Here is a 25,432-nt window from a genome sequence, read left to right on the forward strand (position 1 = left end):
CCTCAGGCTATCTGCGCTTCACGCCCGGCCATCGCCACGTCCGCCACCCGCACCGTGCGCCAGGTGTTGTACGCCATCAGCAACATCCCGCTGAGGAAGAACACCCCTCCGGCAAAGCGCACCACAAACCCCGGATGGCTGGCCTGCAGCGCCTCGACGAAGGAGTAGGTCAGCGTGCCGTCGTCATTGATTGCGCGCCACATCAGGCCCTGAGTAATGCCGTTGACCCACATCGAGGCGATGTAGAGCACGGTGCCGATGGTCGCCAGCCAGAAGTGCAGGTTGATCAGGGGCGTGCTGTACATCTGCTCGCGGCCGAAAACCTTCGGAATCATGTGATACATGGAGCCGAAGGTGATCATCGCCACCCAGCCGAGGGCACCGGCGTGCACGTGGCCGATGGTCCAGTCGGTGTAGTGGGAGAGGGCGTTGACCGTCTTGATCGCCATCATCGGCCCTTCGAACGTCGACATGCCGTAGAAGGCCAGGGACAGCACCAGGAAACGCAGGATCGGATCGGTGCGCAATTTATGCCAGGCACCCGAGAGCGTCATCATGCCGTTGATCATCCCGCCCCAGCTCGGTGCCAGCAGGATCAGCGACATCGCCATGCCCAGCGACTGGGCCCAGTCCGGCAGCGCGGTGTAGTGCAAATGATGCGGGCCAGCCCAGATGTACAGGGTGATCAGCGCCCAGAAATGCACGATCGACAACCGGTAGGAGTACACCGGCCGCCCGACCTGTTTCGGCACGAAGTAATACATCATCCCGAGAAAGCCCGTAGTCAGGAAAAAGCCGACGGCGTTGTGGCCGTACCACCATTGGACCATGGCGTCGGTCGCTCCGGAATACACCGGATAGGACTTGAACCAGTCCACTGGAATCGCCAGGTGATTGACGACATGCAGCATCGCGATCACCACGATAAATGCACCGAAGAACCAGTTGCCGACGTAGATGTGGCTGGTCTTGCGCTGCACCACGGTGGTAAAGAACACGACGGCGTAAGCAACCCAGACCACCGTCATCCACACCGCGCCGGAAAACTCGATCTCGGCGTATTCCTTGGTCGTGGTGTAGCCCAGCGGCAGGGTGACCAGCATCACCACGATCACCGATTGCCAGCCCCAGAAAGTGAACGCGGCGAGTTTGTCCGAATACAACCGTACCTGGCAGGTACGTTGCACCGCGTAGTAACTGGCGGCGAACTGCGCGCTGCCGGCAAAGCCGAAAATCACCAGACTGGTGTGCAGCGGGCGTAAACGGCCGAAGGTGGTCCATGGCAGGTCGAGATTCATCTCAGGCCACACCAGTTGCGAGGCGATCCACACCCCCATCGCCATCCCCACGACACCCCAGACGATGGTTGCCACGACGAATTGGCGGACGACCTTGTAGTTATAGGCCTGGCCGATTGTTGCTGTGCTCATGGTCAGTGCTTCCACGGTTGCAAAGTGGTGCCAGGCCACCCGGTCTGGCAGGTCATGCACTGTAGAAACCCCGCCGGAAACAAAACAGGCTCAGGAAAACGTCATTTATGCGGATCAGATATGAGAGCCAGCCTGCGGTCATCTTCTCCACGCTGATACGGTTTATTGGCCTTCAGGTGAATCTTTAACGCGCTGCGCTGCAGGTCCATAGTCCTGACTTGGCCCCCCGATCACTTCAACGCCGGATCCCCCATGTTCATCTTCTTCCAGCCTTGCAATAACACCTGCGCCTTCGGTTCCTGCCCGTTCTCCAGGTAATACTGAATCAGCGCCAGCCGGGCATTGCGGTTGGCTGGCTGCTCTTTCAACAGTCTTTCCAATTCCTGGCAGGCGTCATCGACCTTGCCACTGTCGTGCAACGCCACCGCGAGGACATAGCCGTATTGGGCGTTCTGTGGCTCCAGTCGAGCGGCTTTACGCAGGGCCGGCATGGCCTGGTCCGTCTGGCCAGCACGAATCAACGCCAAGCCTTGGGTATGTTGCAGCAGGGCGGCGTCCGGATGCTCTTTCAGGCTCTGTTGCAGCAGCGCCTGGGCTTCCTGACCGCGCCCGCCGGCTTCCAGCCATTGCACCAGGGTCACCAGCGCCGGATAGAAATCCGGATCGCGCCTGAGGGCTGTACGTAGCAGCGCTTCGACGTCGCCGCCGCGCCCGCTGGCTTGATAGAGCATGGCCAGGTTGAGGTTGGCTTCGGCGCGCTCGGCCAGGCTTTTTTGCACGGCTTCGTACTCGGCGATGGCCGCATTCCAGTTGGCCTGGGCACTGCCCAAACCAGAGCGGGCCACGCTGAGCAAGTCCCGGGCCGCGGCGATGCGCACGGCCTTCACCGGATCCCCCAGCAATGGCGTCAGCAGCGGCGCACGCTCCGCCGGCGGCAGGAACGCACTGATTGCCCGCACGGCGCTTTCGCGCACTTGCGGCGCCGGGTTGCTCAAGTCCCTGGTGGCCAGTTTCAACGCCTGCTCGCTAGGGTAAAGCGGCAGTTCGGCCAGTAAGGTCGCGCGCTGAATCGCTGGCAGATTGCTGCGTTGCAACTGCTCGTACAAGGCTTGCGCCGCGCCGGGACGGCCGTTGCGGATCAGCCACAGGCTCTCGTCGTAGCGCGGAGCCTGGGCGGGGGTGGCGCTGTTCCAGAGCTTGAACTGTTCGGTGACCTTGTCGCCGGCCTTGCCCTGGTGACAGGTCAGGCAGGCGTCCGGGGTGCCGAGTTTTTTCGCTCGCACAGGGTCGGGGATGCTGAAGCTGTGGTCATGGCGAAAGTCATTGCCCATGTAGAACTTGCCCGGCATGTGGCAATCCACGCACTGTGAACCGGGCTGGCCCATGCTGTGGCGGGTGTGGTCGATCGAATCGTAATTCTTCGCCTGCAGGCCCTTGCCGTCGACGCCCGCCACCGAGGTGTTGCCGGCGCTGTTGTGGCATTGCAGGCAGACGCCGTTGCCCGGTGCCTTGAGTTGAGTGCTGTGGGGGTTGTGGCAGTTGCTGCAGCGTACGCCCTTGTCGAACATTTTGCTCTGGGCGAAGGACCCGTGTTCGAACACCTCGTCCTTGATCTTCCCATCCAAGGCATACAACTCGCGGGTCAGGGTGCTCGGCAGGTAATCGTCCATCAAGCGCTTGCCGACGGTGAAGCCATCGCCCAAGGGGGCGCGACGGGCGTGGCAGCGGGCACAGGTTTCGAGCTCGACGGTGGCGTCCTTGTCCTTGAGATCGACGGCAAAACCGGCGTGGATCAGGTCGCCTTTGCTGGCGGTCCACGCCAGGTGACTGGACGCCGGGCCATGACAGGCCTGGCAGCCGACACCGAGGCTGTTCCAGTGACTGTCGAAGGTGTTTTTGACCGGATCGAAATTGCGTTTGTAGCCGGTGGTGTGGCACTCGACACACATGAAATTGGCGTTCTGGCTCGGTTTGCTCCAGTGCAGCGGATTCTTGAAGTTCACGCCCTGGCCCGGATACAGGTGAAACCAGCGCTGTTTTTCGCTATCCCAGGCCACGCCCAAGGCTTGCAACCGACCTTCGCCGTCCTCGATCAGGTACTGCTGCAACGGCGCGATGCCGAAGGTGTAGGCCACCTTGAAGTCGGCGTTCTTGCCATCGATGCCCGGGGTGTTGACCCAGAATTCTTGGTTGTTGCGCGAGAAGCGGGTGGTTTCGTTTTCTGCCTTGAAGGTGACGTTATTGAAGTCACCCAGCATCGTTTCGGCAGTGGCGGTTTGCATCGCCAATTGGTGATGGGAGCCTTGCCAATCCTTGACCTGCTCGCTGTGGCAGCCTTGGCATTGTTGCTCATCGACCATTTTCGCCGGTGCCTGGGCTACCGGTTGCGGCTTGTCCGGCGCGGCGGCGGGCGTCCTGAGCGCGGCCGTGGGGGGCGGTTGGCTGCTGAACAAAAACCAGCCGATGCCCGCGACGGCCATCAGCAATACACCGAGGGTGACGGGAAACAGATAACGGGCGATCAGGGTCGGTGCTGAATCAGGGTTCGGTGCAGGCGCTTTATTTTTGTTCGGCATTGCGACTTCCATAGTCCAGGTGCGTTTGCCGTCAGGCGCGCGTTACAGCTCAATGCAGCTTTGCCGGATGGCCGGTGTCTGTCAAATGACGGCTGCGATCCGGTGGCTGCAATCGGTTGAATATTGTGATTTTCACAGCAAAAGGCGCTGCATTGGCTATACCTGTAAGACCCTTGTTCGTACCCTTGTCGAACCGCTTACAGGAGTTACAGCATGAAGCTTGCATTAATGATGAGCACTCTGTGCGTTGCCTCGATTTCAATGGTGGGCTGCGCCAGTAAAGTCGTGGAGCCGGACCAGTATTCGGGGTTCCTCAAGGATTACAGTCAACTCAAGGAAGCCCAGTCACCCTCGGGTGCTACCGTGATGCGCTGGGTCGATCCCAAGCTCGACATCAACAAGTACCGCAGTGTCTACATTGAACCGACCCAGCTCTACCCCAAACCCCAACCGACTGCAACGATCCCTCAGGGCACTCTGAACGGTATCACCAGCTATTACGATCAGGCGCTCAAGCGCGAAGTGGGTAAATCCCTGCCGCTGGCGGCTGGCCCGGGCCCGGGTGTGCTCGTAGTGCGTGCAGCGATTACTGCCGTCAGTAGCAAGACCGAGGGCCTGAAGCCTTATGAAGTGATCCCGATCGCCCTGGTGGCCGCGGCGGTGAGCACGGCCAGCGGCATTCGCGATCAGGAAACCGACCTGGCCACGGAAGCGGTGTTCTTGGACGGCGGCAACAACAAAGTTCTGGCCCAGGTGGTGCGCAAGGGCACCGGCAAACCGCTGGAAAACAAGGAGCAGGTAATGAAGGCCGACGATGTGAAGGGTGTGATCGATGGTTGGGCTTCGGATTTGCATCAGTCGTATCTGAAGCTCAAGGCCAAGTAATTCATCGGGGCTGAGGACCTCTTCGCGAGCAAGCCCGCTCCCACATTTGATCTGTTGCGGCCACACATTTTGTGTGCACCAGAGATCAAATGTGGGAGCGGGCTTGCTCGTGAAAGCGGTTGTTCAGGCGCCACATCACTCCCCGACAAACCACCGGAAATACGGATTCCCCCCATCCTCGCGCATCACCTCGCGAATATCCCTGGCCCAGGCATCCCGGTCGCCGTCATAGGCATGCAGGCTCGCCCGATAAAACTGCATCAGCCGTTGCTGATGCGCGTTCATGCGCTCATGGAAGCCGGCGTCCGCGCTCACCAGCACCGGCGGCTGGCGCAGGTCCAGAAGCGTCGGCAATACGCGAGTAATTTCCCTGGAACGAACCCACGGCGCATATTCGATCCGTGGCCGGTCGTCGGTGACGGCGGGTGCGTCAGCGGCAAAGCGTTCAAGGCCGGCACGATCGGTAACCCAGGTCGCCAGTAACGCAGCGGCTGAACCGATGCCCACGTCCTGCAAGGTGCTGCGTACGCTGTCTTGCTGGAAGCGCTCGCTGATTTTCGCCGCATCCAGCACGATCGGCGCCAGCGAACCCACCAGCAGCATTTCGTGGAACTCGCTGGTCCACAAGGTGGCGTAAGGGAAGACATCGAGAAAGCTGCGCACCAGTGAGCGCGAGTCGTCGATGTTCTGGGTGGGCAGGGGCAACCACTGGGCGACCAGGCCCTGGGGTTCCAGGCGACTGGCGGCCAGTTGATAGAAATCCCGGGAATACAGGTTCACCACCCCGGCGGCGGAGGGCGGTGGGGGTTCGAGGGTGATCAAGTCGTAGCGTTGCGGGTTGCGCAGCAGTTCCTGGCGACCGTCCCGCAACCGGACATCGACGGCCGGATCCGCGGCGGCATTGAAGTTGCCCTTGAACAATGGCGCGGCTTTGACCACCGAGGGCAGCAACTCGGCCACGACCCGGCGTTCCAGCCCGGGATAACGGGTCAGGGCGCCAGCGGTGATGCCGGTACCAAAGCCGATCACCAGCGCCGAACGCGGTTCGCCGTTGTGGATCAACAGCGGGAGCAGCGCCTGGATGCGCATGTAGCGCAACGAAGGCATGGCGTCGCCGGTGTTGGACACGCCCTGGATGTACAGGCGCTGGAACGCTTTTTGCCCTTTGCCCTGGGTGACCACGGCCACGGTCCCGCCGCGTCCTTCTTCATAGAAGGCCAGGGTGGCGTTGCGCGCGCCGGGGAGCAGGCTGGCGAGTTTGTCCGCCGGGGTCAGCAACGCCACGGCCACCGACAGCAAGCCCAGCGCGACCACGGCCTGACGCCGGCCTTTCTTCACGCCATGGCCCTTGCGCACTGCGCAATAACCGATCCCGGCGGCGACCATCGCCAACAGCCCCAGGGTATGGACCAGTCCCAGCAGCGGGATCAATACGAACCCGCAAAGCATGACCCCGATAATCCCCCCCAAGGTGTTGAACGCCACCACCGCGCCGACATCCCGACCGACCCGCTCATGGCCGACGCTCAGCCGTAGGGCCAAGGGGAAAGCAGCGCCGAGCATCAGCGTCGGTACGAAGACAATGCTCAATGCCGCGACTGCAAACCGCGCGCTCATGCCCAGCAGTTCGCTGGCGCCCAGCGACAACACCCAGCTTTCGGCCAGGCTTTGGGCGACCACCAGCCAGCGCCCGAGCAGGGCGATTTCCAGCAAGGAGACCAGCCCGGCGCCGGCGATCAGCACAGCGAACACTCCCCAGGGATCGCGCAGGCGATCGACCCGACGGGCCAGCAGGGCGCTGCCCAGAAACAGCCCGGTTAGGTAAGTCGCCAGCACGACGGCGAAGGCGTAGGTGCGGGTGCTCATGAACTGCACGATGGATTGCGACCAGACCACTTCGTAACCCAGGGCCACGCCGCCGGCGATGGCGTACAGCCACAGGGCCAAACGGTCTGGTGCCTTGCTGGACGGGTGTTTGGCAGGGGCATCGAGCGGCAACGAGCGGTGACGTTGAAACCACAAGGCGCCGGCAGCGGCCAGCAAGTTCAGCATCGCCGCCGCCAGGGCACTGCCGCGCACGCCGAGGGTCGCGATCAGCACGAACGCGGCCAGCAGGGTGCCGGCGATGGCCCCGCCAGTACTGGCTGCATAGAGCTGACCGCCGGCCTTGCCCAATTGTTGCGGGTCGGCGGCCAACGAGCGCACCAGCACCGGCAGGGTGCCGCCCATCAGCAGCGCCGGAATCCCGACCAAGGCAAACGGCAACGCCCAGGCCAGCAGGCCGACCTGTTGTTCCAGCCAGGCGAACGGACTGGCCGCCAGGCTCATGGCGAACGTCGCGCCGACACCGAGCACGGCGACCAGCACTTCGAGCGCCGCATAGAGCAGAACCGGCTGCGACAAGCGATCCGCCCAACGGCCGAACAGCCAGCCGCCCAATGCCAGGCCGGCAAAAAATGCGCTGATCCCGGTGGTGATGGCGTAGACCTCGACACCGACCACCAACGACAGTTGCTTGATCCACAGCACCTGATACACCAGCGCCGCGGCACCGGAGACGAACAGCAGCAGGGCGGGGATCAGCAGCGCCGGGGCTTTGATGTGAGCGGCAGGGATGGCCGACGACTTGCTGGCGACACGTGAGGACATGGGCTATTGCCTTGTACAAGTTTCGAATTCAATACACCCCCCCTGTAGGAGCTGGCTTGCCAGCGAAGGCGGTGTGTCAGTCGCCACATTTATCGCCTGAGCAGACGCCTTCGCTGGCAAGCCAGCTCCTACATGGGGTACGTGTTTTCATCTGGAAAAGGGGCCGCTCGCCGATGATGGCGAGCGGCGGTCAAGCGGTCTTACTGTGCCGCTTTCATTTTTTCTGCGATCTTGGCGTCCACCGCCTGCCGGATCTGGTCGATGCTGAAGCTCGCGGGTCTCTGGCTCGGTGGGTAGTCAACGAAGGTCTGCAGGAATGCAGCCGACTTCACCACCGCGACCTCGGTCAGGTAAACATTCTTGGTGGTCCAGTCAGCGTATTGATCGGAAACCACGTCGGCGCGTTCATAAGGGTCCATGCGCAGATTGAAAATCTTCGGTACCCGCAGGCACACGAATGGTTCGCTCCACACTTTGAAGCCGCCAGGCTCACGTTGTTCACAGAACACCGCTTTCCAGTTGTCGTAGCGCATCGAGACCAGTACACCGTCGTCGTTGAAGTAGTAGAACTCCTTGCGATCGCTTTTCGGTTGCTGGCCGGTCAGGTACGGCAGTTGGTTGTAGCCGTCCAGATGCACCTTGAAGTTGGTGCCCCCGGAAGTTGGTGCCCAGCCCTTGAGCAGCTTGTCTTTCACTTCTGTGTCGCCTGCGGCAGCCAATAGGGTCGGGAACCAGTCAAGGCCGGAGAACATTTCATTGGACACTTCCCCCGGTTTTATCTTGCCTGGCCAGCGGATCATCGCCGGTACCCGAAATGCGCCTTCCCAGTTCGAGTTTTTCTCATTACGGAACGGCGTGGTCGCTGCGTCTGGCCAGGAGAACTGGTTCGGGCCATTATCGGTGGTGTAGACAACGATGGTGTTGTCGGCGATTTTCAGGTCATCGAGGGTTTTCAGCAGTTTGCCGACATCGCCGTCATGCTCGAGCATGCCATCGGCGTAATCGTTGCCAGCCATGCCGCTCTGACCCTTCATCGACTCGCGCACGTGGGTGAACAAGTGCATGCGGGTGGTGTTCATCCAGACGAAGAACGGCTTGTCTGCCTTGGCCTGCTTCTCGATGAACGCCTGGGCCGCCGCCGTCGTTTCGTCGTCAATGGTTTCCATGCGCTTGGTGTTAAGCGAGCCGGTGTCCTCGATCTTGCCGTCGGCGAAGCTGTGGATCACGCCACGGGGGGTAAAGGCCTTAGTGAATTCCGGATTGTCTTTGGGCCAGTTCGCTCGTTCGGGTTCTTCTTCGGCGTTGAGGTGGTACAGGTTGCCGAAGAATTCGTCGAAACCGTGGTTGGTCGGCAAGTACTCATCCCGGTCGCCGAGGTGGTTTTTGCCGAACTGGCCGGTGGCGTAGCCCTGGGATTTGAGTGCCTGGGCAATGGTGATGTCACGCTTTTGCAGGCCCACGGTTGCACCCGGAAGGCCGACTTTCGACAAACCGGTGCGCAACGGCGTCTGGCCAGTGATGAACGACGATCGTCCGGCGGTGCAACTGTTCTCCGCGTAATAGTCGGTGAACATCATCCCTTCCTTGGCGATGCGATCGATGTTCGGTGTCTTGTACCCAACCACGCCCATGGAATAGGCGCTGATGTTGGTCTGGCCGATGTCGTCGCCGAAGATCACCAGGATATTGGGTTTTTCAGCGGCCCCGGCAGTCGCCGAAATCGCCATGACCGAGGCCGCCACCAGGGCGAGTTGCGGTAGCCACTTGCGTATGCGAGTCATCTGACCTGCTCCTTTTTAGCGAGTGTCGCGAGGTTGGACAAACGTTGTTTGCGATCCTGCGTAACGCTTTTCATTGCACTTGCTCGGGTGTGGCGGGCTCGAACGGATAGATCCGGCGCCATTCGGACGCCATGTCGACGATCGTCCATCCACGTGTTTTTGCTTCATCCAGGGCCTTGTCCAGACGGCCGATATCGGAGTTGCGGTCATAGGCCCATTCGCGCGTGGCATCGGTGTGATGCACCAGCCCCATGAAGCGTTTGCCTGGACCGGCGGCGGTCCACTGCAGCATTTGCAGGTCGCCATCGGAATTGCCGAACGCCAGGATCGGTCGGCGCCCGATCACGGCATCGATGCTTTCCGGTTTGCCCGGCCCGTCATCGTTGTGGGCCAGTTTGGCCGTACGCACAATCGACGGCTGGCCATCCTTGAGCTGGTACGCCGTGACGAAGGTGGTGCCGATGACTTGTTCCGGCGGGATGCCGTAAACCTGCTCGGCGAAGGCACGCATGAACGCGGTATCGCCACCGGAGACGATGTAGGTCTTGAAGTCCTGGCTGCGCAGGTAATCGAGCATTTCCAGCATCGGCTGGTAGATCATCTCGGTGTAAGGCTTGCCGGTTTTTGGATGACGGGCCCGGGCGAGCCAGGTCTTGGCATAGTCATCGAACGCCTCGGTGGTCATGCCGGTGTGGGTCGCGCCGACAATCTTCAGGAGGCCTTCCATGCCCGACTCACCCAGGGCCTTGTGATCGTTTTCCAGCACAGCCTTGAACGGCTGGGTGGTTTTCCATTCCGGATGCTGCGGTGCGGTGCGCTTGACCTCGTCGAAGGCGAACAGCAATTCGAAGTACGCCGGTTGTTCGCTCCACAGGGTGCCGTCGTTGTCGAACACGGCGATGCGATCGGCGGGTTTGACGAAGTCCTTGCTGCCTTGATCGGTTACCGTCCGGACGAACTCGATGAGGTTGTTTTTCGCCGGGCCGTCGTTCCACGAGGGCAGTGGCTCGCGGGTCTGGGCCAGCGCCGGCAGGCTCAGTACCAGGGTGAGCAGGAGCATCAGCCCGTAGCCCTGGCGGATCGAAATCGGGTTCGTCATGGGAAATCCTTCTCGTGAACGGGATTGAGTGGTCGCAGTGCGGGTGCAGTTGATTCGTTGTCGGGTTTGGCCTGATTTTTCAGCGTAGCCAAGGATTGCCTGAGTTGGCGCAGCGCCTGATCTTCGGTCGGTTCACGGCTGTAACAGGCGCGTAACAGGTCTTGCAGGCGAAGGCCGAGGCTGCCGAGTTTCAGGCCCAGGCGGCTGCGTCTTACCCATAGATAAAGCGCGCTCAATTGGGCGGGGCGGGCATCCAGTTGTGGCGGGATCAGCCGCCAGGCGCAGTCGGCGGACGCCAGCCAGACGGCGTGCCGGGCGCGGCGCCGGGCTTGCCACTGCAGGTAGGCACGGTGCATGACAGGGCGTGCAAACCAGGCGCACAGCGTCACGCCCAAGAGCAACGCCGACAGCCCCAGCCAATGCCTGGAGAAGTGCAGCCGACTTTGCCGGCCGAGGTTGTTCAGGTCTTCGGTGATCGAGAACACCGGCCGATAGGCACTGTTGGCCACGGCGTCGAAGGTCACGGCAGGCACTTGCGCCTTGCGGGTTTGTCCGCTGCTGGCGTCCCACCATTTCAGCTCGATGGCCGGAAGGTTGTGGCGGCCTTCGCTGTCGATACGATAGACCGCGGTGTCGACGCGCTGGCCGCCGGTGAAGTGGCCACGACCGTCGTCCAGGGTGCTGATCTGTGGCGCCTTCGGGTAGCGGCTGAGGCCCGGAATGTCGCCCAGTGATGGCGTCGGCAACGCCATTGCCAGGGCGCCATCGGCCTGCAGGGTCAATTGCCGGGTGAGGCTGTCCCCGACTTTCAGCGGGTGTGCCGGGGTCAGGGTCTGTTGCGTGAACCGCAGTCCTTGGGCGACCAGCACCGGTTCCCCGGGCTCGAACCCCGGCGGCTGCGCTGCGGTGAAGTGCAGTGGCTGGCCTTGAGCGCTCAACTCGGCGCTGGCCTGGCCCGGTGTGGCGCGCACGATCAGCGCCGGGATGTCGAAACCCCGGGCCAGATTCGGGTTGATCAGGTAGCTGTAGCGCAGGCCGTTGAACGACTTGCCGTCCAGGGTCTGGTTCAAGTGCTCGGCGTGGCCGTCCGGGGGCAGGACCAGTGCGCCAGGCAGCTTCAGGTCGGGCAGGGTGGGGGCGCTGGTGAACCAGGTATCGGTGAGGACATCGAGTTGCAGTTCGAGGAGGCCGCCGACCATGGTGGGGGTGGTGGGGTGCAGGCGGGTCTGGATGCGCAGTTCGGGTTCGGCTGCAGAGGTAACTGTGCTGAGCAGACAAATGAGCAAGGCGCTCAATCCTGTGCTGAATGAGCGGACGCCTTCGCTGCGGTTCGGCGATCCGACAAGCCAGCTCCTACAGGGGGATTGCGGTGCATACAGATTCGATGTGGGGACGGGTATTGCGGTGACCGGGCGGACGCCGTCGCTGGCAAGCCAGCTCCTACAGGGAATTTGCGGCGTACACAAATCACCTGTAGGAGCTGGCTTGCCAGCGAAGGCCGCGACGCGGTCTACCAGACTGTTCATGGCCTGCCCCCCGCCTGATCCTGCAAACTGAACTTCTGCTTCAAGAACTTCGCCGGCGAAGTGCTCAGGTTCTGCAGCCACAGCTCATCCGAGGTCGCCTGCTCGGTCTGCACCGCCTTGCTCTGGCCCTTGCCCGGTGCCTTGTCCATTTTGATTTCGTCGGGCTTGACCTCGGGCGTGTTCTGCTCGGCGCTTTCGGTGTCTTTCTGCAAGGCGATGGCGAGCGCCAGATTGGCCGTGGCTTCAGGGAACTGCGGCTGCAATTTCAGCGCCTGGGTGTAGGCCGCGATCGCCTCATCGAACTTGAAACGCCGCACATGGATGTTGCCCAGATAGAAATACGCCTGCGCAGTGTCCAGGCGCGCGAAGCTGGCCAGCGCCAGGTCAAAATCGGCGGCGTTATAAGCGGCGATGCCTTTCCAGTACGGATCGACAAACAGCGCGGCCGCCTGCGGATACTGCTCATGCTCGAATGCCCAGCGCCCTTGTTGGTCCCGGGTGAAGAACGCGTCGGTCAGGGCACTGGCTTCGGCCGGTGCCGGCCCAAATCCGATGCCCAGTGCCAGCAGCAACCCGGCCATCCAGTTCAGGCTCCAGCCCTTGCGCACGCTGAAGAAGGCGATCAGCAGCAATGGCCAGCACAGCCAGTAGCCGGCGTCTTTCCAGTGCAGCTCGCGCTGTTCGTCACTGGCACTCTGGAAATGCTGCTGCGCGTGCAGTTCAATCCAGTCCAGATCGTCGTCATTGAGCGTCAGGCTGCCCAGTGGCGCGTCCAGCGCTGAGGCGAGTTGCTTGAGCGCGGCCTGATCAAAACTGCCAAGCGCCGGGCGACCGTCGCTGTCGGTACGCGGCTGGCCGTTGGCGTCGTGGATGATCCCGCCATCCTCGCTGCCCACGGCCAGAATCAGCACTTGCAGCGCACTATCGTTGAGTTGTTGATCCAGACCGCTGAGTTGTGTGGTGTCGGCACCGTCGGTGATCAGCAACAAAGTGCCCGGGGTTTGCTCTGCGGCCAGCAGGCGTTTGGCTTGCTCGATCACCGGACCGACAGCCTTGCCCGGTTTGCCGATCAGATCGGTGCTCAGGGCCTGGATGAAGCTGTCGAGCAACGCCGGATCGTCAGTCGGCGGCAACACCAGGTGGGCACTGCCGGCATAGGCGATCAGGGCGTTGCGGGCACCGGCGCGGCGCTGGATCAGGTCGTGGAGCTTGTGCTTGGCCGCTTCCAGGCGACTCGGAGGCAGATCATTGGCGTCCATCGACGGCGACAGGTCGATGGCGATAATCAGCGGCGCCCGGTTCTCCAGGAATGGCGGACGGCCCTGTTCCCAGGTCGGTCCGGCGGCGGCGATGGCACCCAGCATCAACAGGGCGCAGACCAGATGCACCGGCCGCAGGCGCTGTTGATCCTGCGGCGTGATCAACAGATGCGGCAACAGGTGCTCGGCAATGTTGCTGCGCAAGCGCCGTTGCACATCACGACTGCGACGCCACAGCCATGGCAGCAGGGCGCCGAACGGCAGCAGCAACAGCCACAGGGGGCGCAGGAAGTGGAAGTCGCTGAGGTTGATCTCCATCTCAGGCTTCCTGCCGCTGACGCGCGGATGTCAGGTGCGAACGGAGCAGGGCGCCCAGATGGTAAAGCGCGAGTACAGCGATCGCCGCCGCCAACGGCCACCAGAACAGCTCCCTTTTGGGTTGATGGCTGAAGGTGTGCACCTGATGCGGGGTGAGCTTGTCGAGGGTGCCGTAGACCTGATCCAGCGCAATGCGGTCTTCGGCGCGGAAGAACCGGCCACCGGTGGCCTCGGCGATGTGCTGCAAACCTTGCAGGTTGACCTTGGCTTCGCCTTCCGCCGTCGGGTCGCCAATGCCGATGGTGTGAATCACCACGCCTTTGGCCGCCGCCATGGATGCGGCGTGATCCGGGGTGATGGCGCTGCTGGTGTCGTTGCCGTCGGTGAGCAGGATCAGGACTTTTTCCTGTTCATGGGCCTGATCGAGCAACTTCAGGCTCAAGCCGATCGCATCGCCGATGGCGGTGTTGGGGCCGGCCATGCCGATGCCGGTGTCGTCCAGCAACAGCGACAGGCTGGCGTGATCGAGGGTCAATGGCGCCTGCGGATAGGCGCCGCTGCCGAACACGATCAGGCCCAGGCGGTCGTCCTTGCGCTTGTCGATAAAGCCATGCACCACCGCCTTGACCGCCGCCAGGCGATCGATCTTCTGGCCGTTGGCGTCAGTGAAGTCGGTGGTTTCCATGGACTGGGAAATGTCGATGGCCAGCATCAGGTCACGCACCGGTTGCTGGCGTTCGATGGGTTTTTCCACGAACACCGGGCGGGCGGCCGCCACGAGTACCAGAGTCCAGACCAGCAGATTCAACAGCAACTGCCATCGGTTGCCATGGGGTCCCGCTTTACTGGGTGCCTGACCCACCGCGCGGCTCATGGCGCCGAAAAATGGCACGCGTACCGCGCTGCGGGCTTCGCGGTAGTCCGGCAGGTAGCGGTAGCCCAGCCAGGGCAGCGGTAGCAGGAGCAGCAGCCAGGGGTAATCAAGTTGCCACATGGTGATGCTCCACCCAGTGTTTGCAGGTGGTGAACAGGTGTTGGCGTTGCGTTTCGGGCAGGGCGAGCAATGTGGCGTCCGGGGCGTAGGCCAACTGCGCCAGTTGCTGGCTGAAATCGGCGGGCAATCGCTGTGAGCTGTGCTTTTCCAGATAGGCCTGCCATTCCTTACCCCCAAGCGCACCGGTCCCCTGTAGGAGCTGGCTTGCCAGCGAAGGCGTCCGGACGTTCAACATTGATGTCTTCTGATACACCGCTTTCGCTGGCAAGCCAGCTCCTACAGGGATTGTGTTCCAACCGGAGGGCATCGATAGGGCCACGCGTTTGAGCAATTCCGGCAGTTCGCGCAAGGCACTTAATCGGTCGTCGCTGTTTTGCAGTTCAGCCAACCGCACCAACGCCTCCCGCCGATACCGATCCCGCCGCCACTGCCAATACCGTCGCGCACCCACCAGCAACACCACACCCAGCAACACCGCCAACAGCACCCACCAACCCCACGTCTGGGGCGCATAACTGACCGGCGTCGGCAGGCCGATTTCCTTGAGTTGCTCGATGCCGGGCACATTCGAATTCATCGCCGACCTCCACCCGGCTTGCCCAACTCGGCCCGCAGTTGTTCCTGGGCATCGGTGGCGGTGCTGAACATCATCAGCGGCACCTGGCTGCGGCGCAGCAAGGTGGCGACGTCCTTGAGCCGACCGCCGAGAAAATCCCCCAGTGGCTGATGAACGCTGCGTTGCTCCACCGCCAGTTCCACTTGCAACTGGCCCTGGGTGATCAGCAGTCGGCCCTGTTTTGGCAGGTTCAACGCCAACGGGTCGTACACCTGCATGGCAATCACATCGTTATGCGCCGCCAGCTGGCGCATCAGCTGCAAGGTGCGCGGGCCGGCACCGGCAAAATCGCTGACGATGCAGATCAGGTGATCGTGACCGGCGACGGCCAGGCAATGTTGCAAGACCTTGTCGAGCTGGTCTTCGCCTTCGGCGATGCTGTCGATGCGCTGATCGTTGAACACCAGCCCGCCGACCCGGTCGCCGGCGTTGAACACCATCCATGCGGCCAGTGCGCCGAGTTCGGCGGCGATAGCGGATTTGAAGCTGCGTTGTGAACCAAAGAACATCGACATGCGCTGGTCCACCAGGATCAACGCCGGTCTGTCGCGCTCCTCGGTAAAGGTACGGACCACCGGTTTGCCGGTGCGCAGCGAGGCGCGCCAATCCAGGTGCCGCAAATCGTCCCCCGGCTGATAGCGGCGCAGCTCATCGAAGTTCAAGCCACGGCCTCGCAACCGCGACGCATGGTTGCCGGCGAGGATGCTGCCTTGTGGCTGGCGGGCCAGGAAACTCAAGTCACGGGCCTTGAACTCCAGGGCCATCAACTGCGCCAGAGAGACATAGACCAGACCGTCCAGGTTCATGCCGGAATCGCGACGGTGTCGAGCAGACGGTCAAGCACCTGATCGGCCGTGACGCCGTCGGCTACCGCGTCATAGCTCAGTTGCAGGCGATGGCGCAGCACCGGATGCACCACGGCGCGCACATTGTCCGGCGACACGAAGTCCTGCCCCTGCAACCAGGCGTCGGCCCGGGCGCAACGGTCCAGGCCAATGCCGCCGCGGGGGCTGGCGCCGAGGGCGATCCAGCGACCGAGGTCGGCGTCGTAATCGGCGGGATGGCGGGTGGCGTTGATCAGATCGATCAGGTAGCGGTCGATGGCCGGCGATACATGAACCGCGCTGACTTCCCGCCGTGCGGCGAAGATCACCTCCTGGGACAGCGCGAAACCCTGGACCGCAGCCGTCCTGGCGCCGAGGGCCTGTTCTTCGACACGCAGCAGGCGCAACACCTGGCTTTCGTTTTCCGCACTCGGGTAATCCAGCAGGACTTTCATCAGGAAGCGATCCATCTGCGCTTCCGGCAGCGGGTAAGTGCCTTCCTGTTCGATGGGGTTCTGGGTCGCGACCACGATGAACAGTTCCGGTAGCGCATGGCTGTTGCCGGCCACGGTGATTTGCCGTTCTTCCATGGCTTCCAGCAGCGCGGCCTGGACCTTGGCCGGCGCACGGTTGATTTCATCCGCCAGAATCAGGTTGCCGAACAAGGGCCCCGGCTGGAACTGGATCTGGTTTTTGCCCTCGACCTGATGCAGCACCTCGGCCCCGGTGATGTCCGAGGGCAGCAGGTCCGGGGTGAACTGGATGCGGCTCATCTTCGCGTCAAGATGCTTGGCCAGGGCCTTGACCGTGCGGGTCTTGGCCAGCCCGGGCAGGCTTTCCAGCAGTAAATGGCCGTTGGCCAACAGGCCGAGGAGGATCTGGCGGATAACCTGGTCCTGGCCGAGCACGGCTTCGGCGATGCTGGCCTGCAGGGCGTCAAGGTCGTTGAGTGCGGTCATGGGATGCTCACTTCCTCAAGTTGAAGATCCGGCCCGAGGCCGCTCAGGTTCGCTCACACCTAGAAAAACGCCAAGGTCAGGTTGACGCTGAAACCATTGCCCTCAGGCCGGTTTTTAGTGTCGAACTCCGGCACCCATCGGGCGCTGACGCTGGCCTGGGCATCGGCGAACTTGCCGGCCCAGCCCACCACCGGACCGGCACCCACCGAGCGGCCGCGAAAGCCGTTGAGGGCGTCAGCGGTATCACCCTTGTCGTCGGTGACCTGCTGCACGTACCCGCCGACCAGTCCGGCGCTCCAGCCATTGCCGAAACCGTGGGTCCACAGCGCATCCAGGGTGAAGATGTTGCCATTGCGATAATCCGTGGCGTCGTTTTCGGTATAGAACTCCAGCCCGCTCGATAGCGTGAATTCGCCGCCCTTGCCGTCGAGGTGAGTGAACGCGACCGTCGGCATGAAGGTGTAGGTATTCTGGCCGGGGTTGGCCAGGCGGTCGTCGTTATAGGCGCCGGTCGGCACATAGATCGGCAGGGACAACGAGAGGTGGTTGAGCTCGTCGAAGTGGTAACCGGCGGCAATCGGCGCGACCAGCATGTCGGCGAACTGTGTGCCGCTGTCATCGGTGCCCAGGGTACGACCGCGCAGGCCGGTAATGCTGATGGTGACGTCGGTGTACTGCACTGGCACGCCGATGGCCGACGCATAGTTCCAGCGACCTTTGCCGGTGTCCCAGACATGGGTGAAGTTGGCCATGGTGTAGGAGACTTTCATGTCCAGGTCCGCACCGATCTCGCCGACAATCGGCACGCCCTTGCCGCCCTTGAGATCGCCGTCATACCAGATGCTGGTCAGGGACATCACCCAGCCCGGCTCCGGCGGCACGATGCCGGCGTTGGAAAACACCTGCTGCCCGGTGATCGGCCGGCCGACCCCGCCTTCGGCCGCGAGGACCGCGGGGCTGGCGCCGAACACGCACAGGGCCAGTAAAGGACGCACAAAAACAGGCCTGACCATGACCGACTCCGCTTACTGGGGTTGTGGGTTGACGGGTGTCAGCAGCGGCATTTTCCACTGGCCGCTGGCAAGTTCCGGCTTGGCAGGTACAAGCGCAAAACTGTGGGTGGCCTGCTGGAAATCCAGTTCGGCGTAGAGTTTGCCAATGGATTCATGGGCTGGCAGTTCGCCTTCCATGGCGATTGTGCCGATTCGGGTATCCAGGTCCCGTGCACCGACGCCGCAACTGACAAACAAGGTCATCAGGCTGAAGCCGGCTGCGCGAATTGCACCGTGCATATAAAAAGTCCTTATTTGCCGAACGTCACATTGAGCCCGGCGAACAGGGTGAATTGCGGCAGGCCATCGCCCTTGCGCTCCACGGTCCACTGCGGTTCCACGAACGCGTTGAGAATGTTGCTGCCGGATTTCCACACCTTGCCGGCACCGAACCCGAGAGGGATGTAGCGGGTGTCGTTCTTCAGGTCGAACGTCCAGGTTGCGGTGGAACGCAGGTACCAGCCTTGGTCCAGGTTGTGAATGATGAAGGGCTGCAGGGTCGCCGATTCAACATGCTGGCGGTCGCTGTCGCCGGCAAAGGAACTCTGGTATTGCACCAGTGCACCGAGCAAACCCCGGGGCGATGAATCGATCGCCACGGCGGCCAGGCCGGCCTGCCATTTGCCCGTACCGAGTTCGTCCTGGTCGGCGCTGGGCGCGGTGATCATCGGCCCGATACCCAACTGCACGCCCTCGGTCTTGAGCAGGAAGATATCGAACAGGTTCAGATCACCTTCACCGGTGCTGTAGCCGCCGCTGGGATCGGGGCGGGTGCTGATCGGCGCGGTGACGCGCAGCAATTGCGGGACGCCGATGAAATCGTTGGGCGCAATCGGCAATGTGCCGCGCACCAGCAGGTCATTGGTGTGGATATTGGAGTCGTAGTACCTGGGGGTGTAGTAGTCCTGCAGGTTCATCCCCGGCGCGAGGTTCAGCGGGTTGTTGCTTTTATTGGCGGTGTCGGCGTTGTCGGCGTGAGCGCAAAAGGCAGACGCCAGTGAAGCGGCCATCAACAGGGCGTTCGCTCCTGGATTTTTCGACATGATTCCCCCGGTTCCTTGGTGGCTCAGATGACGACTCGGCAATTGGTGGCCTTTGACGCGTAGTCTTTTTCCAATCAAGCCTGTAGGACGCGTCTGTAAAACTTAGCAGCTAAACGGGGGTTATCCAGTTGCGGGGGTTTAAATCCTGAGTTTTGTGTACAAGATTCACCAAATATTGGTGTACTAAAAAGTTAATACGGATCAGAGGGTTGGGCGCTGAATAAATCCCACCCCATATATATGTACCGCACCTGACCATTACCCCATCGACATGCTGCGCCCTACAGACAAGGAGAGACTGTATGGCACAACAAACACTCAACGATGGATCTACAGGAGATGTAGTCATCAGATCCGGCCCGCCGGCTTCGGGTGGCGGTGGCGGTTCAGGGGGCGGCGGCTCTGGAGGTAACCGCGTAGGCGCGTCCGGGGCATTCAGCGGCCCCAGTCAAAGCACAATAGAGGCCAGGAGGCGGGTCAAACAAGAGTACCTGCGGGCCCAGGAACAACAGCGAATTGAGGCAGCGGCCGCCGAGGCACAAGCGCAGGAACACGTCCGAGTGCAGGCGCGACAGCAAGTGCTCGAGTCATGGATGCAGCGTCATCACACCTTCAGGACTGCTGTCGACCAAAGCTTCGCAGCCAAAGCCTCGCAACTGACGTCATCGCTTCAGGACGAAATTTTGGCGGCTAAACGCACGCCCAACAACGATTCGACCGAACGCTGGCAGCTGTATCTCATCACCAAAGAGAAAAACGAAATTGACGGGCTGATCGCCCGTAAAACTTCAGAACTCAGCGCAAAGAACGCGTCTGCCCATGCGTTCGATGGTCACAATGCGCTCGTTCGTTCTGCGAGTGATTACCTGGCGCGCCTGGACCAGTTCGGCGAAGCACTCGGTACTGGTCATCAGATTTGGGAAAACGCCTACAACGCCGCCCATGAGGCGAATTTGTTGTCGGCACAAATCAATGCGCTGACCGAAAAATCCACTGCCTTGTCCAGGCATCATGCCGAACAGACTATTGTCTGGCGCGAAAGAGAAGCCGTCGTCGCGCAACGCGATGCGCACATTCGCTTCAAACAGCAGGCCGATGCAGATTCGCGCATAGAACGGGTCAGGCAGGCCAACACACTGACAGTACCTGTCACTGCGCTTGCCCATGGCGGGATGATCCTGTCCCAGGAAGCCGTACACGTTGCAAAAGAGGTTGCCGCAGCGCTGGAGAAAGCAGTTCAGGCGGCCGCCGATACGCTCATCGATGTCCTGCGCATTGGAGCAAGGACAGGTCCGGTTTTCGTCACGGCGATGGTGTACTCACCCACCCTGGGCAATGGCGAGTTGACTCCGGAACAACGCAGGCGCTTGTTCCACGCTGTCAGCGTGCCGGCTCAAGCATTGGGGCTTTACGACCGTCAAGAGCTGCAAACGATCGCTGACGCAGGCGGTCAGGCAGAGGTGGAGTCCCGGCTCAAACCCGTCGCCATACCGGAAGGTGCTGCGATCATCGCCGTCAGTGCCGGGGGCGACGTTGATTCTCGGGTTCCAGTCATCAATGCGGTACTCGATCCCCTGTCCGGGCTCTACACGGCCGAGATCCCTGGAGCGCCGCCCCGGCACTTGCTGATCACGCCTGATGCGACGCTTCAGCCCGCCATGACGAACCCGTCTCGGTTGGCTGTTACACCGTCCGAGGTTCTGGACATCCCGTCAGGTGTCGATTTACGCATTCAGGACTGCATCGTTTGCGTACCTGGCCTGCCGCCGACCTATCTGTCCTTCAGTTTGCCGCCGATGGGGGCAGGCGTCGTCACCGGCACCGGACATCCGGCAACGACTGGTTGGTGGAACTCGGCCCCACAGGCGCAGGGGGCAGCCATTCCCGCTCAGATCGGCGATCAGTTTCGAGGTCGGGAGTTCAAGTCGTTCGAGGCCTTCGACAAAGCCGTGTGGCAAACGCTCGGAGAGCATCGTCTGCTTGCCGCTGCATTCGATGAGGTGAACAAAAAACGCATCGAACAAGGCTTCGCACCCTACGCGCCGAAAAGCACGTGGGTCGGTGAACACCGTGAGTTCGAGTTGCGCTATCAGGAACGGTCGGAGTTCTGGTCTGATCCTTTCAACCTCGACAAAATCAGTATCAAGACACCGAATAATGCCGAGGGCTGGCTCGGGATCGCACCTGCAGTGGTTCCTTGGCCTATCCCACCCGCCACTAGCTGGAAACCTTTGGTGCCGCCGGGCAGCGAACACCTCGGGTCGACGACATCGCCCATCACGCCGACCTTGCCGGTGGTTAATCCCGGTAAACCGGCTATCCCGGTCCTACCGGAAAACGAGACGTTTCCGGCTGTTGACGAAGGGGAGATTGGTGCGAGAATTCCGGGGTATCCGGAGGATGAGGATTTTCCTTCGCCCGGCCTGGTTTTCGTTGGCCCGCCGGTTGAGCCGCTAGAGGTTGGGCCGTATAAAGAGATGAGTCGTCGGAGCTATAAGGATGGGATGGATATTGACCATATACCTTCACAAAAGGCATTGGAGATGTACATAAAACAAGAGTTCCCTCATTTTGACGCTCATGAAATTTAAATTTTATTAAATAACGCCCCAGGTATTGCAATACCCACGGAAGTGCATCGTAAATTTAGCGAAACGAACGGCTGGCTAAATACCCCTTCCAAAATAAAAAATGACGCACGCGATTTGCGAGCTGCAGTCAATGGGAATTTCGATGCCATCAAGGAAGGGCTCCTGCAGATGGGGTTTGAAGAGGCGGAGCTCGAAACCGCGCGCGAGGCATTACACAAACTTCATAATGACCAAGGGTGGTACTAATGAACGCAGCATCAATATCGAACTGGATTAGCAAACTGGGTGAAAATTACGAAGATTTGATTGGTCAAGGTCTAATCCCAGGCAAAAAATTACAAGAGCTCTATCCTGGGCGCGACCTTCTGCATATCGACTTGGAGGCCGGGCTGAATCTATCATTTTGGGCTGAGACCAAGCAGTTGGAAGCATTTTTTTATAACTCTAGAAAAGGTAATGCCAGAAATTATCGTATACACAGGGGAACTTCCGCCTCCTTACTCTTCCAAAATGACTCAAGCCGGCGTCCATTCGATTTTCGGCCAACCAATGGAATCAAGAGGCCCGATCAAAATGCCGAAACCAATGGGGCAAACAGGCGGCTGGGAATCCTATCCCCTGGATCCGGTAATGTATCCGGGAAAAAAGGTAGTATTTCAATATACCGCCGCGATGGAAGTCAAAACCTTGGTGTTCACCTTGATTGATAAAGGTCATGATTAAATTTTGAGTATTGGATAAGCATCAATGAATAGCGCACATCTGCTCATTAGGAATGAGCAGATGTCATCGCTTTCGGTCGACGCGCCCCATGAAAACAAGGAAGTACTGAAGATGGAACTTAAAGCAACACTCAAGGAATACACCGCATCGGAATTTCAGGCGCTGGTCAACAGGATCTGGGCCGTCGATTTACCCAAGCAGGACCATGACCGGCTGATCAATCATTTTGACCGGATCGTCGGTCATCCCCAAGGCGCAGACTTACTGTTTTATGCCGACGACAGTTTCACCAGGAACAGCGCGTATCTGGTCGTGGATAACGTCAGAAACTGGCATGAACAACAAGGTCTTGCTGCGTTCCAGGACGAGGCTGTTTCCGCTCCGCGTCCATCGTTGCCGGCGAGCCCTCTCGACCGCAGCCTGGTGGAGGTGCAAAAAATTGCCGCGGACGTGGCCGGTTCAGAACTGGCTGTAGAAACGGCATTCGGGATTTTTGAGCGGGGTATCCAGCATTGGCGCAGTCACCAGAGCTCGGCGTTGGCTATCCCTGAACAGGAGGCGCGCATACGTACCCTGGAGCTTGCCCAGCAAGAAACCTTGATAGCCGTCAGGAAGTTCGAATTCCATAAAATGCGCATTCAATTCGCCAAAAACAGTGCTCAGAGCGACCTGAAATATGCGCAGTCACAGCAAACGCAGTGGCAGGGCATCGCACACCAGATCAATGCCACGCACGACCGTTACCTTGCGCTATTGGCCACCATTGCTCAGCGGCATCGGGCGTTTCATGACCAGGCCGAAGCATTGTTAGTGCAGGCGCAGGAGCAATTGATTCGTTCTCGTACCCAGGCCGGCGTCGGGGCGGCGCAAACCGCGCATTTGATGCCTGCGTCAATGCTCGTTGCCAACAAACGCCCCGACATTCTGCTGGATCGCGCGCCATCGACGTTGCTGTTTTCTCAACAGGTTGACCTGCAAAAATCCATTCGTTCGGCAGTGGCAGAATTTACCTGGCGCAATACGTCAGGCGAGCTGAGTGATGAAAACCAATGCGCCGGTGTATTGCAGTTCGAATTCTCCAGCCGCGCGGATACGAAGATTTTCGGCCTCAGCGTTCCCTTGTCCGAGTTGCAGCCGCTGGAGGGACAGGATTGGCAGGCGCTGGCGGCAGATGGGGGCGAGGTCGAGGTTTTTTTCAGAATGGGCACTGCTGTCGTACCCAGTAAACCCGGAACTATGTTCAAGGGCTTGCGCGAGATCAAGGTGCTGGAACAGGTTTACATTACGCCGTCGCCGCGAAATACGCCGAGCGCCCGGGTAAGGGTCAGAGTGGCGCAGTATGTCGAGCAACTCAACGCTTACAGTTTCACCGCTGACGGCACCGCACCGATCACCGTTCGCTAGTCTGAGCCGGTCACTCTGGAAAGAAGTGTTCCCGCAGCACCGACGGCATCGAATAGCCTGGGCTTTGTTCAATCCTCGCCACTGCCTGCCCTTGAGCCCCTTACGGGCGAAGGAAAAGACCTGCGGATTGACGACTATATCGTCGTGTTCCCTTTTGAATCACAGCTTGACCCGCTGTACGTGATGTTCACCAATCGCCGGTGAGCATTCGGTTTAACCGGTGGAGTACGAAGCGTTCGATCACGTCCATAGCCACTGCAAAGGTCCGGGCGTGATCGCGCTATCGTTCAACACCATTCAGGCTCAATGAGTCAGGGCTTCTTCATTTGCTCGCGCAGTCGTTCTTCCTGCTCCCGCAGTTGCGTGGTGAACTCGGCACCAAAATCCTCGGCCTCGTACACCTGGCGAATCTCGATCTCGGCGTCGGTGCCCGGCATCGGGTTGGGGCAGCGCTTGACCCAGTCGATTGCTTCCTGTTTCGACTTCACCTGCCACAACCAATAGCCGGCGATCAGTTCCTTGGTTTCGGCGAACGGACCGTCGATCACCGTGCGCTGGTCACCCGAGAAGCGCACGCGCGCGCCTTTGCTGCTGGGCTGCAGGCCGTCGCAATCGATGAGGATGCCGGCCTTGGCCAGTTCCTCGTTGAAATTGCCCATCGCGGTCATCAGTTCTTCGCTGGGCAGGATGCCGGCTTCGGAATCCGGGCTGGCTTTCACAAAAATCATGAATCGCATGGTCTTGTCTCCGCTGGATTTGAGTGACTCACGACTAGTCGAATGACCCTGTCCAGAATCGACAACGCGCCGCGCGAAAGATCACTGCAAATTTTCCTGACGCCCAGGGCCCCTGTGGAGCTGCCGCAGGCTGCGATCTTTTGATCTTGCTTGTCAGTGATCTCGTGAAGATAAGATCAAAAGATCGCAGCCTCGCTTCGCTCGACAGCTCCTACAGGGATTTGCAAGGATTTGCAGGGATTTGCAGGGATTTGCGGTGGGAAGCAGATGAACCGCGGGTTTTTGTATCCAGTTTTGCAGTCACTGCATGACAATTTGTATCTGTGGATAGGTCGTCAGGCCATTTCGTGGTTAACTTCGGCCTCGTCAAAAATCTCCACATCAACGATCAGAAGGACTACGTTCATGGCTCAAGTCACTCTTAAAGGCAACCCGGTTCAAGTCAACGGCGAGCTGCCACAAGCCGGTTCCAAGGCGCCAGCCTTTTCCCTGGTGGCGGGCAATCTGTCCGACGTGACCCTGGCAAGCTTCGCCGGCAAGCGTAAAGTGTTGAACATCTTCCCAAGCGTCGACACCCCGACCTGCGCTACCTCCGTGCGCAAGTTCAACGCTCAGGCCAATGACATCGCCAATACCGTGGTGCTGTGCATCTCCGCTGACCTGCCATTCGCCCAGGCCCGTTTCTGCGGCGCCGAAGGCCTGGAAAACGTACAGAACCTGTCGACCCTGCGCGGTGCCGAGTTCATCGAGAACTACGGCGTAGCGATTGCCGACGGTCCGCTCAAGGGCCTGACCGCCCGTGCCGTCGTGGTGCTGGACGAAAACGACAACGTCCTGCACAGCGAACTGGTCAAGGAAATCGCTGAAGAACCGAATTACGACGCTGCACTTGCCGTACTGAAATAAGTAAAGCATTACAATTGTTAACGGCCTGGCCCTGTCCAGGCCGTTTTCATTTGTGCTTCA

At 60.5% G+C, this 25,432-nt stretch carries 21 protein-coding genes; 6 read left to right on the top strand and 15 right to left on the bottom strand.

Annotated elements, in window-relative coordinates:
- Positions 1 to 2 precede the first annotated feature (2 nt).
- Entirely contained in the window at positions 3 to 1,430 is a 1,428-nt protein-coding gene (gene ccoN / locus F8N96_RS31975) for a cytochrome-c oxidase, cbb3-type subunit I (protein WP_150801167.1), read from the bottom strand.
- Positions 1,431 to 1,660: 230 nt separating this feature from the next.
- Complete coding sequence (locus tag F8N96_RS31985; RefSeq protein ID WP_150801168.1) at positions 1,661 to 4,006, bottom strand: tetratricopeptide repeat protein; 2,346 nt, start codon at positions 4,004 to 4,006, stop codon at positions 1,661 to 1,663.
- A gap of 213 nt (positions 4,007 to 4,219) precedes the next feature.
- Here F8N96_RS31985 and F8N96_RS31990 point away from each other — a divergent pair, with 213 nt between their 5' ends.
- Complete coding sequence (locus F8N96_RS31990; protein ID WP_150801169.1) at positions 4,220 to 4,891, top strand: DUF3313 domain-containing protein; 672 nt, start codon at positions 4,220 to 4,222, stop codon at positions 4,889 to 4,891.
- 135 nt (positions 4,892 to 5,026) lie between these two features.
- Here the strand turns inward: F8N96_RS31990 and F8N96_RS31995 are convergent, their stop codons facing one another.
- The 12 genes from F8N96_RS31995 to F8N96_RS32050 form a co-directional block, all read right to left on the bottom strand.
- Positions 5,027 to 7,540 (bottom strand): fused MFS/spermidine synthase, encoded by a 2,514-nt coding sequence (locus tag F8N96_RS31995; protein ID WP_150801170.1) that lies wholly within the window; start codon positions 7,538 to 7,540, stop codon positions 5,027 to 5,029.
- 200 nt (positions 7,541 to 7,740) lie between these two features.
- Positions 7,741 to 9,321 carry an arylsulfatase gene (locus tag F8N96_RS32000; protein WP_150801171.1) on the bottom strand — a complete coding sequence of 527 codons (1,581 nt, stop codon included), beginning with the start codon at positions 9,319 to 9,321 and terminating at the stop codon, positions 7,741 to 7,743.
- 70 nt (positions 9,322 to 9,391) lie between these two features.
- Positions 9,392 to 10,420 carry an HAD family hydrolase gene (locus F8N96_RS32005; protein ID WP_150801172.1) on the bottom strand — a complete coding sequence of 343 codons (1,029 nt, stop codon included), beginning with the start codon at positions 10,418 to 10,420 and terminating at the stop codon, positions 9,392 to 9,394.
- Positions 10,417 to 11,946 carry a BatD family protein gene (locus tag F8N96_RS32010; protein ID WP_150801173.1) on the bottom strand — a complete coding sequence of 510 codons (1,530 nt, stop codon included), beginning with the start codon at positions 11,944 to 11,946 and terminating at the stop codon, positions 10,417 to 10,419. The genes F8N96_RS32005 and F8N96_RS32010 overlap by 4 nt, the downstream gene beginning before the upstream one ends.
- A complete protein-coding gene (locus F8N96_RS32015) occupies positions 11,943 to 13,523 on the bottom strand; it encodes a VWA domain-containing protein (protein WP_150801174.1) in 1,581 nt (526 codons plus the stop codon). Before F8N96_RS32015 ends, F8N96_RS32010 begins: the two co-directional genes overlap by 4 nt.
- A gap of 1 nt (position 13,524) precedes the next feature.
- Positions 13,525 to 14,517 (bottom strand): vWA domain-containing protein, encoded by a 993-nt coding sequence (locus tag F8N96_RS32020; RefSeq protein ID WP_150801175.1) that lies wholly within the window; start codon positions 14,515 to 14,517, stop codon positions 13,525 to 13,527.
- The gene (locus F8N96_RS32025; RefSeq protein ID WP_150801176.1) at positions 14,504 to 15,094 is read right to left on the bottom strand and encodes a DUF4381 domain-containing protein; all 591 of its coding nucleotides are present in this window, start codon (positions 15,092 to 15,094) and stop codon (positions 14,504 to 14,506) included. The genes F8N96_RS32020 and F8N96_RS32025 overlap by 14 nt, the downstream gene beginning before the upstream one ends.
- Positions 15,091 to 15,939 (bottom strand): DUF58 domain-containing protein, encoded by an 849-nt coding sequence (locus F8N96_RS32030; protein WP_150801177.1) that lies wholly within the window; start codon positions 15,937 to 15,939, stop codon positions 15,091 to 15,093. Before F8N96_RS32030 ends, F8N96_RS32025 begins: the two co-directional genes overlap by 4 nt.
- Positions 15,936 to 16,916, bottom strand: coding sequence for an AAA family ATPase (locus F8N96_RS32035; RefSeq protein ID WP_150801178.1), 981 nt, complete (start codon positions 16,914 to 16,916; stop codon positions 15,936 to 15,938). Before F8N96_RS32035 ends, F8N96_RS32030 begins: the two co-directional genes overlap by 4 nt.
- Before the next feature lie 59 nt (positions 16,917 to 16,975).
- A complete protein-coding gene (locus tag F8N96_RS32040; protein ID WP_150801179.1) occupies positions 16,976 to 17,929 on the bottom strand; it encodes a transporter in 954 nt (317 codons plus the stop codon).
- Between the two features lie 12 nt (positions 17,930 to 17,941).
- Positions 17,942 to 18,208, bottom strand: a complete 267-nt coding sequence (locus F8N96_RS32045; RefSeq protein ID WP_224789617.1) for a hypothetical protein — start codon at positions 18,206 to 18,208, stop codon at positions 17,942 to 17,944.
- 11 nt (positions 18,209 to 18,219) lie between these two features.
- A complete protein-coding gene (locus tag F8N96_RS32050; protein WP_150801180.1) occupies positions 18,220 to 19,011 on the bottom strand; it encodes a hypothetical protein in 792 nt (263 codons plus the stop codon).
- 302 nt (positions 19,012 to 19,313) lie between these two features.
- Here F8N96_RS32050 and F8N96_RS32055 point away from each other — a divergent pair, with 302 nt between their 5' ends.
- The 4 genes from F8N96_RS32055 (at position 19,314) to F8N96_RS35615 (ending at position 23,933) form a co-directional block, all read left to right on the top strand.
- Positions 19,314 to 21,602 carry an S-type pyocin domain-containing protein gene (locus F8N96_RS32055; protein WP_150801181.1) on the top strand — a complete coding sequence of 763 codons (2,289 nt, stop codon included), beginning with the start codon at positions 19,314 to 19,316 and terminating at the stop codon, positions 21,600 to 21,602.
- Between the two features lie 245 nt (positions 21,603 to 21,847).
- Positions 21,848 to 22,309 carry a hypothetical protein gene (locus F8N96_RS35955; RefSeq protein WP_412071834.1) on the top strand — a complete coding sequence of 154 codons (462 nt, stop codon included), beginning with the start codon at positions 21,848 to 21,850 and terminating at the stop codon, positions 22,307 to 22,309.
- Positions 22,310 to 22,385: 76 nt separating this feature from the next.
- Positions 22,386 to 23,729, top strand: a complete 1,344-nt coding sequence (locus F8N96_RS32065) for a bacteriocin immunity protein (protein WP_224794155.1) — start codon at positions 22,386 to 22,388, stop codon at positions 23,727 to 23,729.
- A gap of 120 nt (positions 23,730 to 23,849) precedes the next feature.
- The gene (locus F8N96_RS35615) at positions 23,850 to 23,933 is read left to right on the top strand and encodes an S-type pyocin domain-containing protein (protein ID WP_263596468.1); all 84 of its coding nucleotides are present in this window, start codon (positions 23,850 to 23,852) and stop codon (positions 23,931 to 23,933) included.
- 107 nt (positions 23,934 to 24,040) lie between these two features.
- Here the strand turns inward: F8N96_RS35615 and F8N96_RS32070 are convergent, their stop codons facing one another.
- Complete coding sequence (locus F8N96_RS32070) at positions 24,041 to 24,466, bottom strand: YciI family protein (protein ID WP_150801182.1); 426 nt, start codon at positions 24,464 to 24,466, stop codon at positions 24,041 to 24,043.
- A 405-nt stretch (positions 24,467 to 24,871) separates the two neighbouring features.
- On the opposite strand from F8N96_RS32070, the gene tpx reads away from it, so the two are divergent.
- On the top strand, positions 24,872 to 25,372 hold the full coding sequence (gene tpx / locus F8N96_RS32075) for a thiol peroxidase (protein WP_150801183.1): 501 nt from the start codon (positions 24,872 to 24,874) through the stop codon (positions 25,370 to 25,372).
- The last annotated feature ends 60 nt before the right edge of the window (positions 25,373 to 25,432 follow it).

Source organism: Pseudomonas fluorescens (assembly GCF_902497855.1).
Lineage (GTDB): Bacteria > Pseudomonadota > Gammaproteobacteria > Pseudomonadales > Pseudomonadaceae > Aquipseudomonas > Aquipseudomonas fluorescens_BI.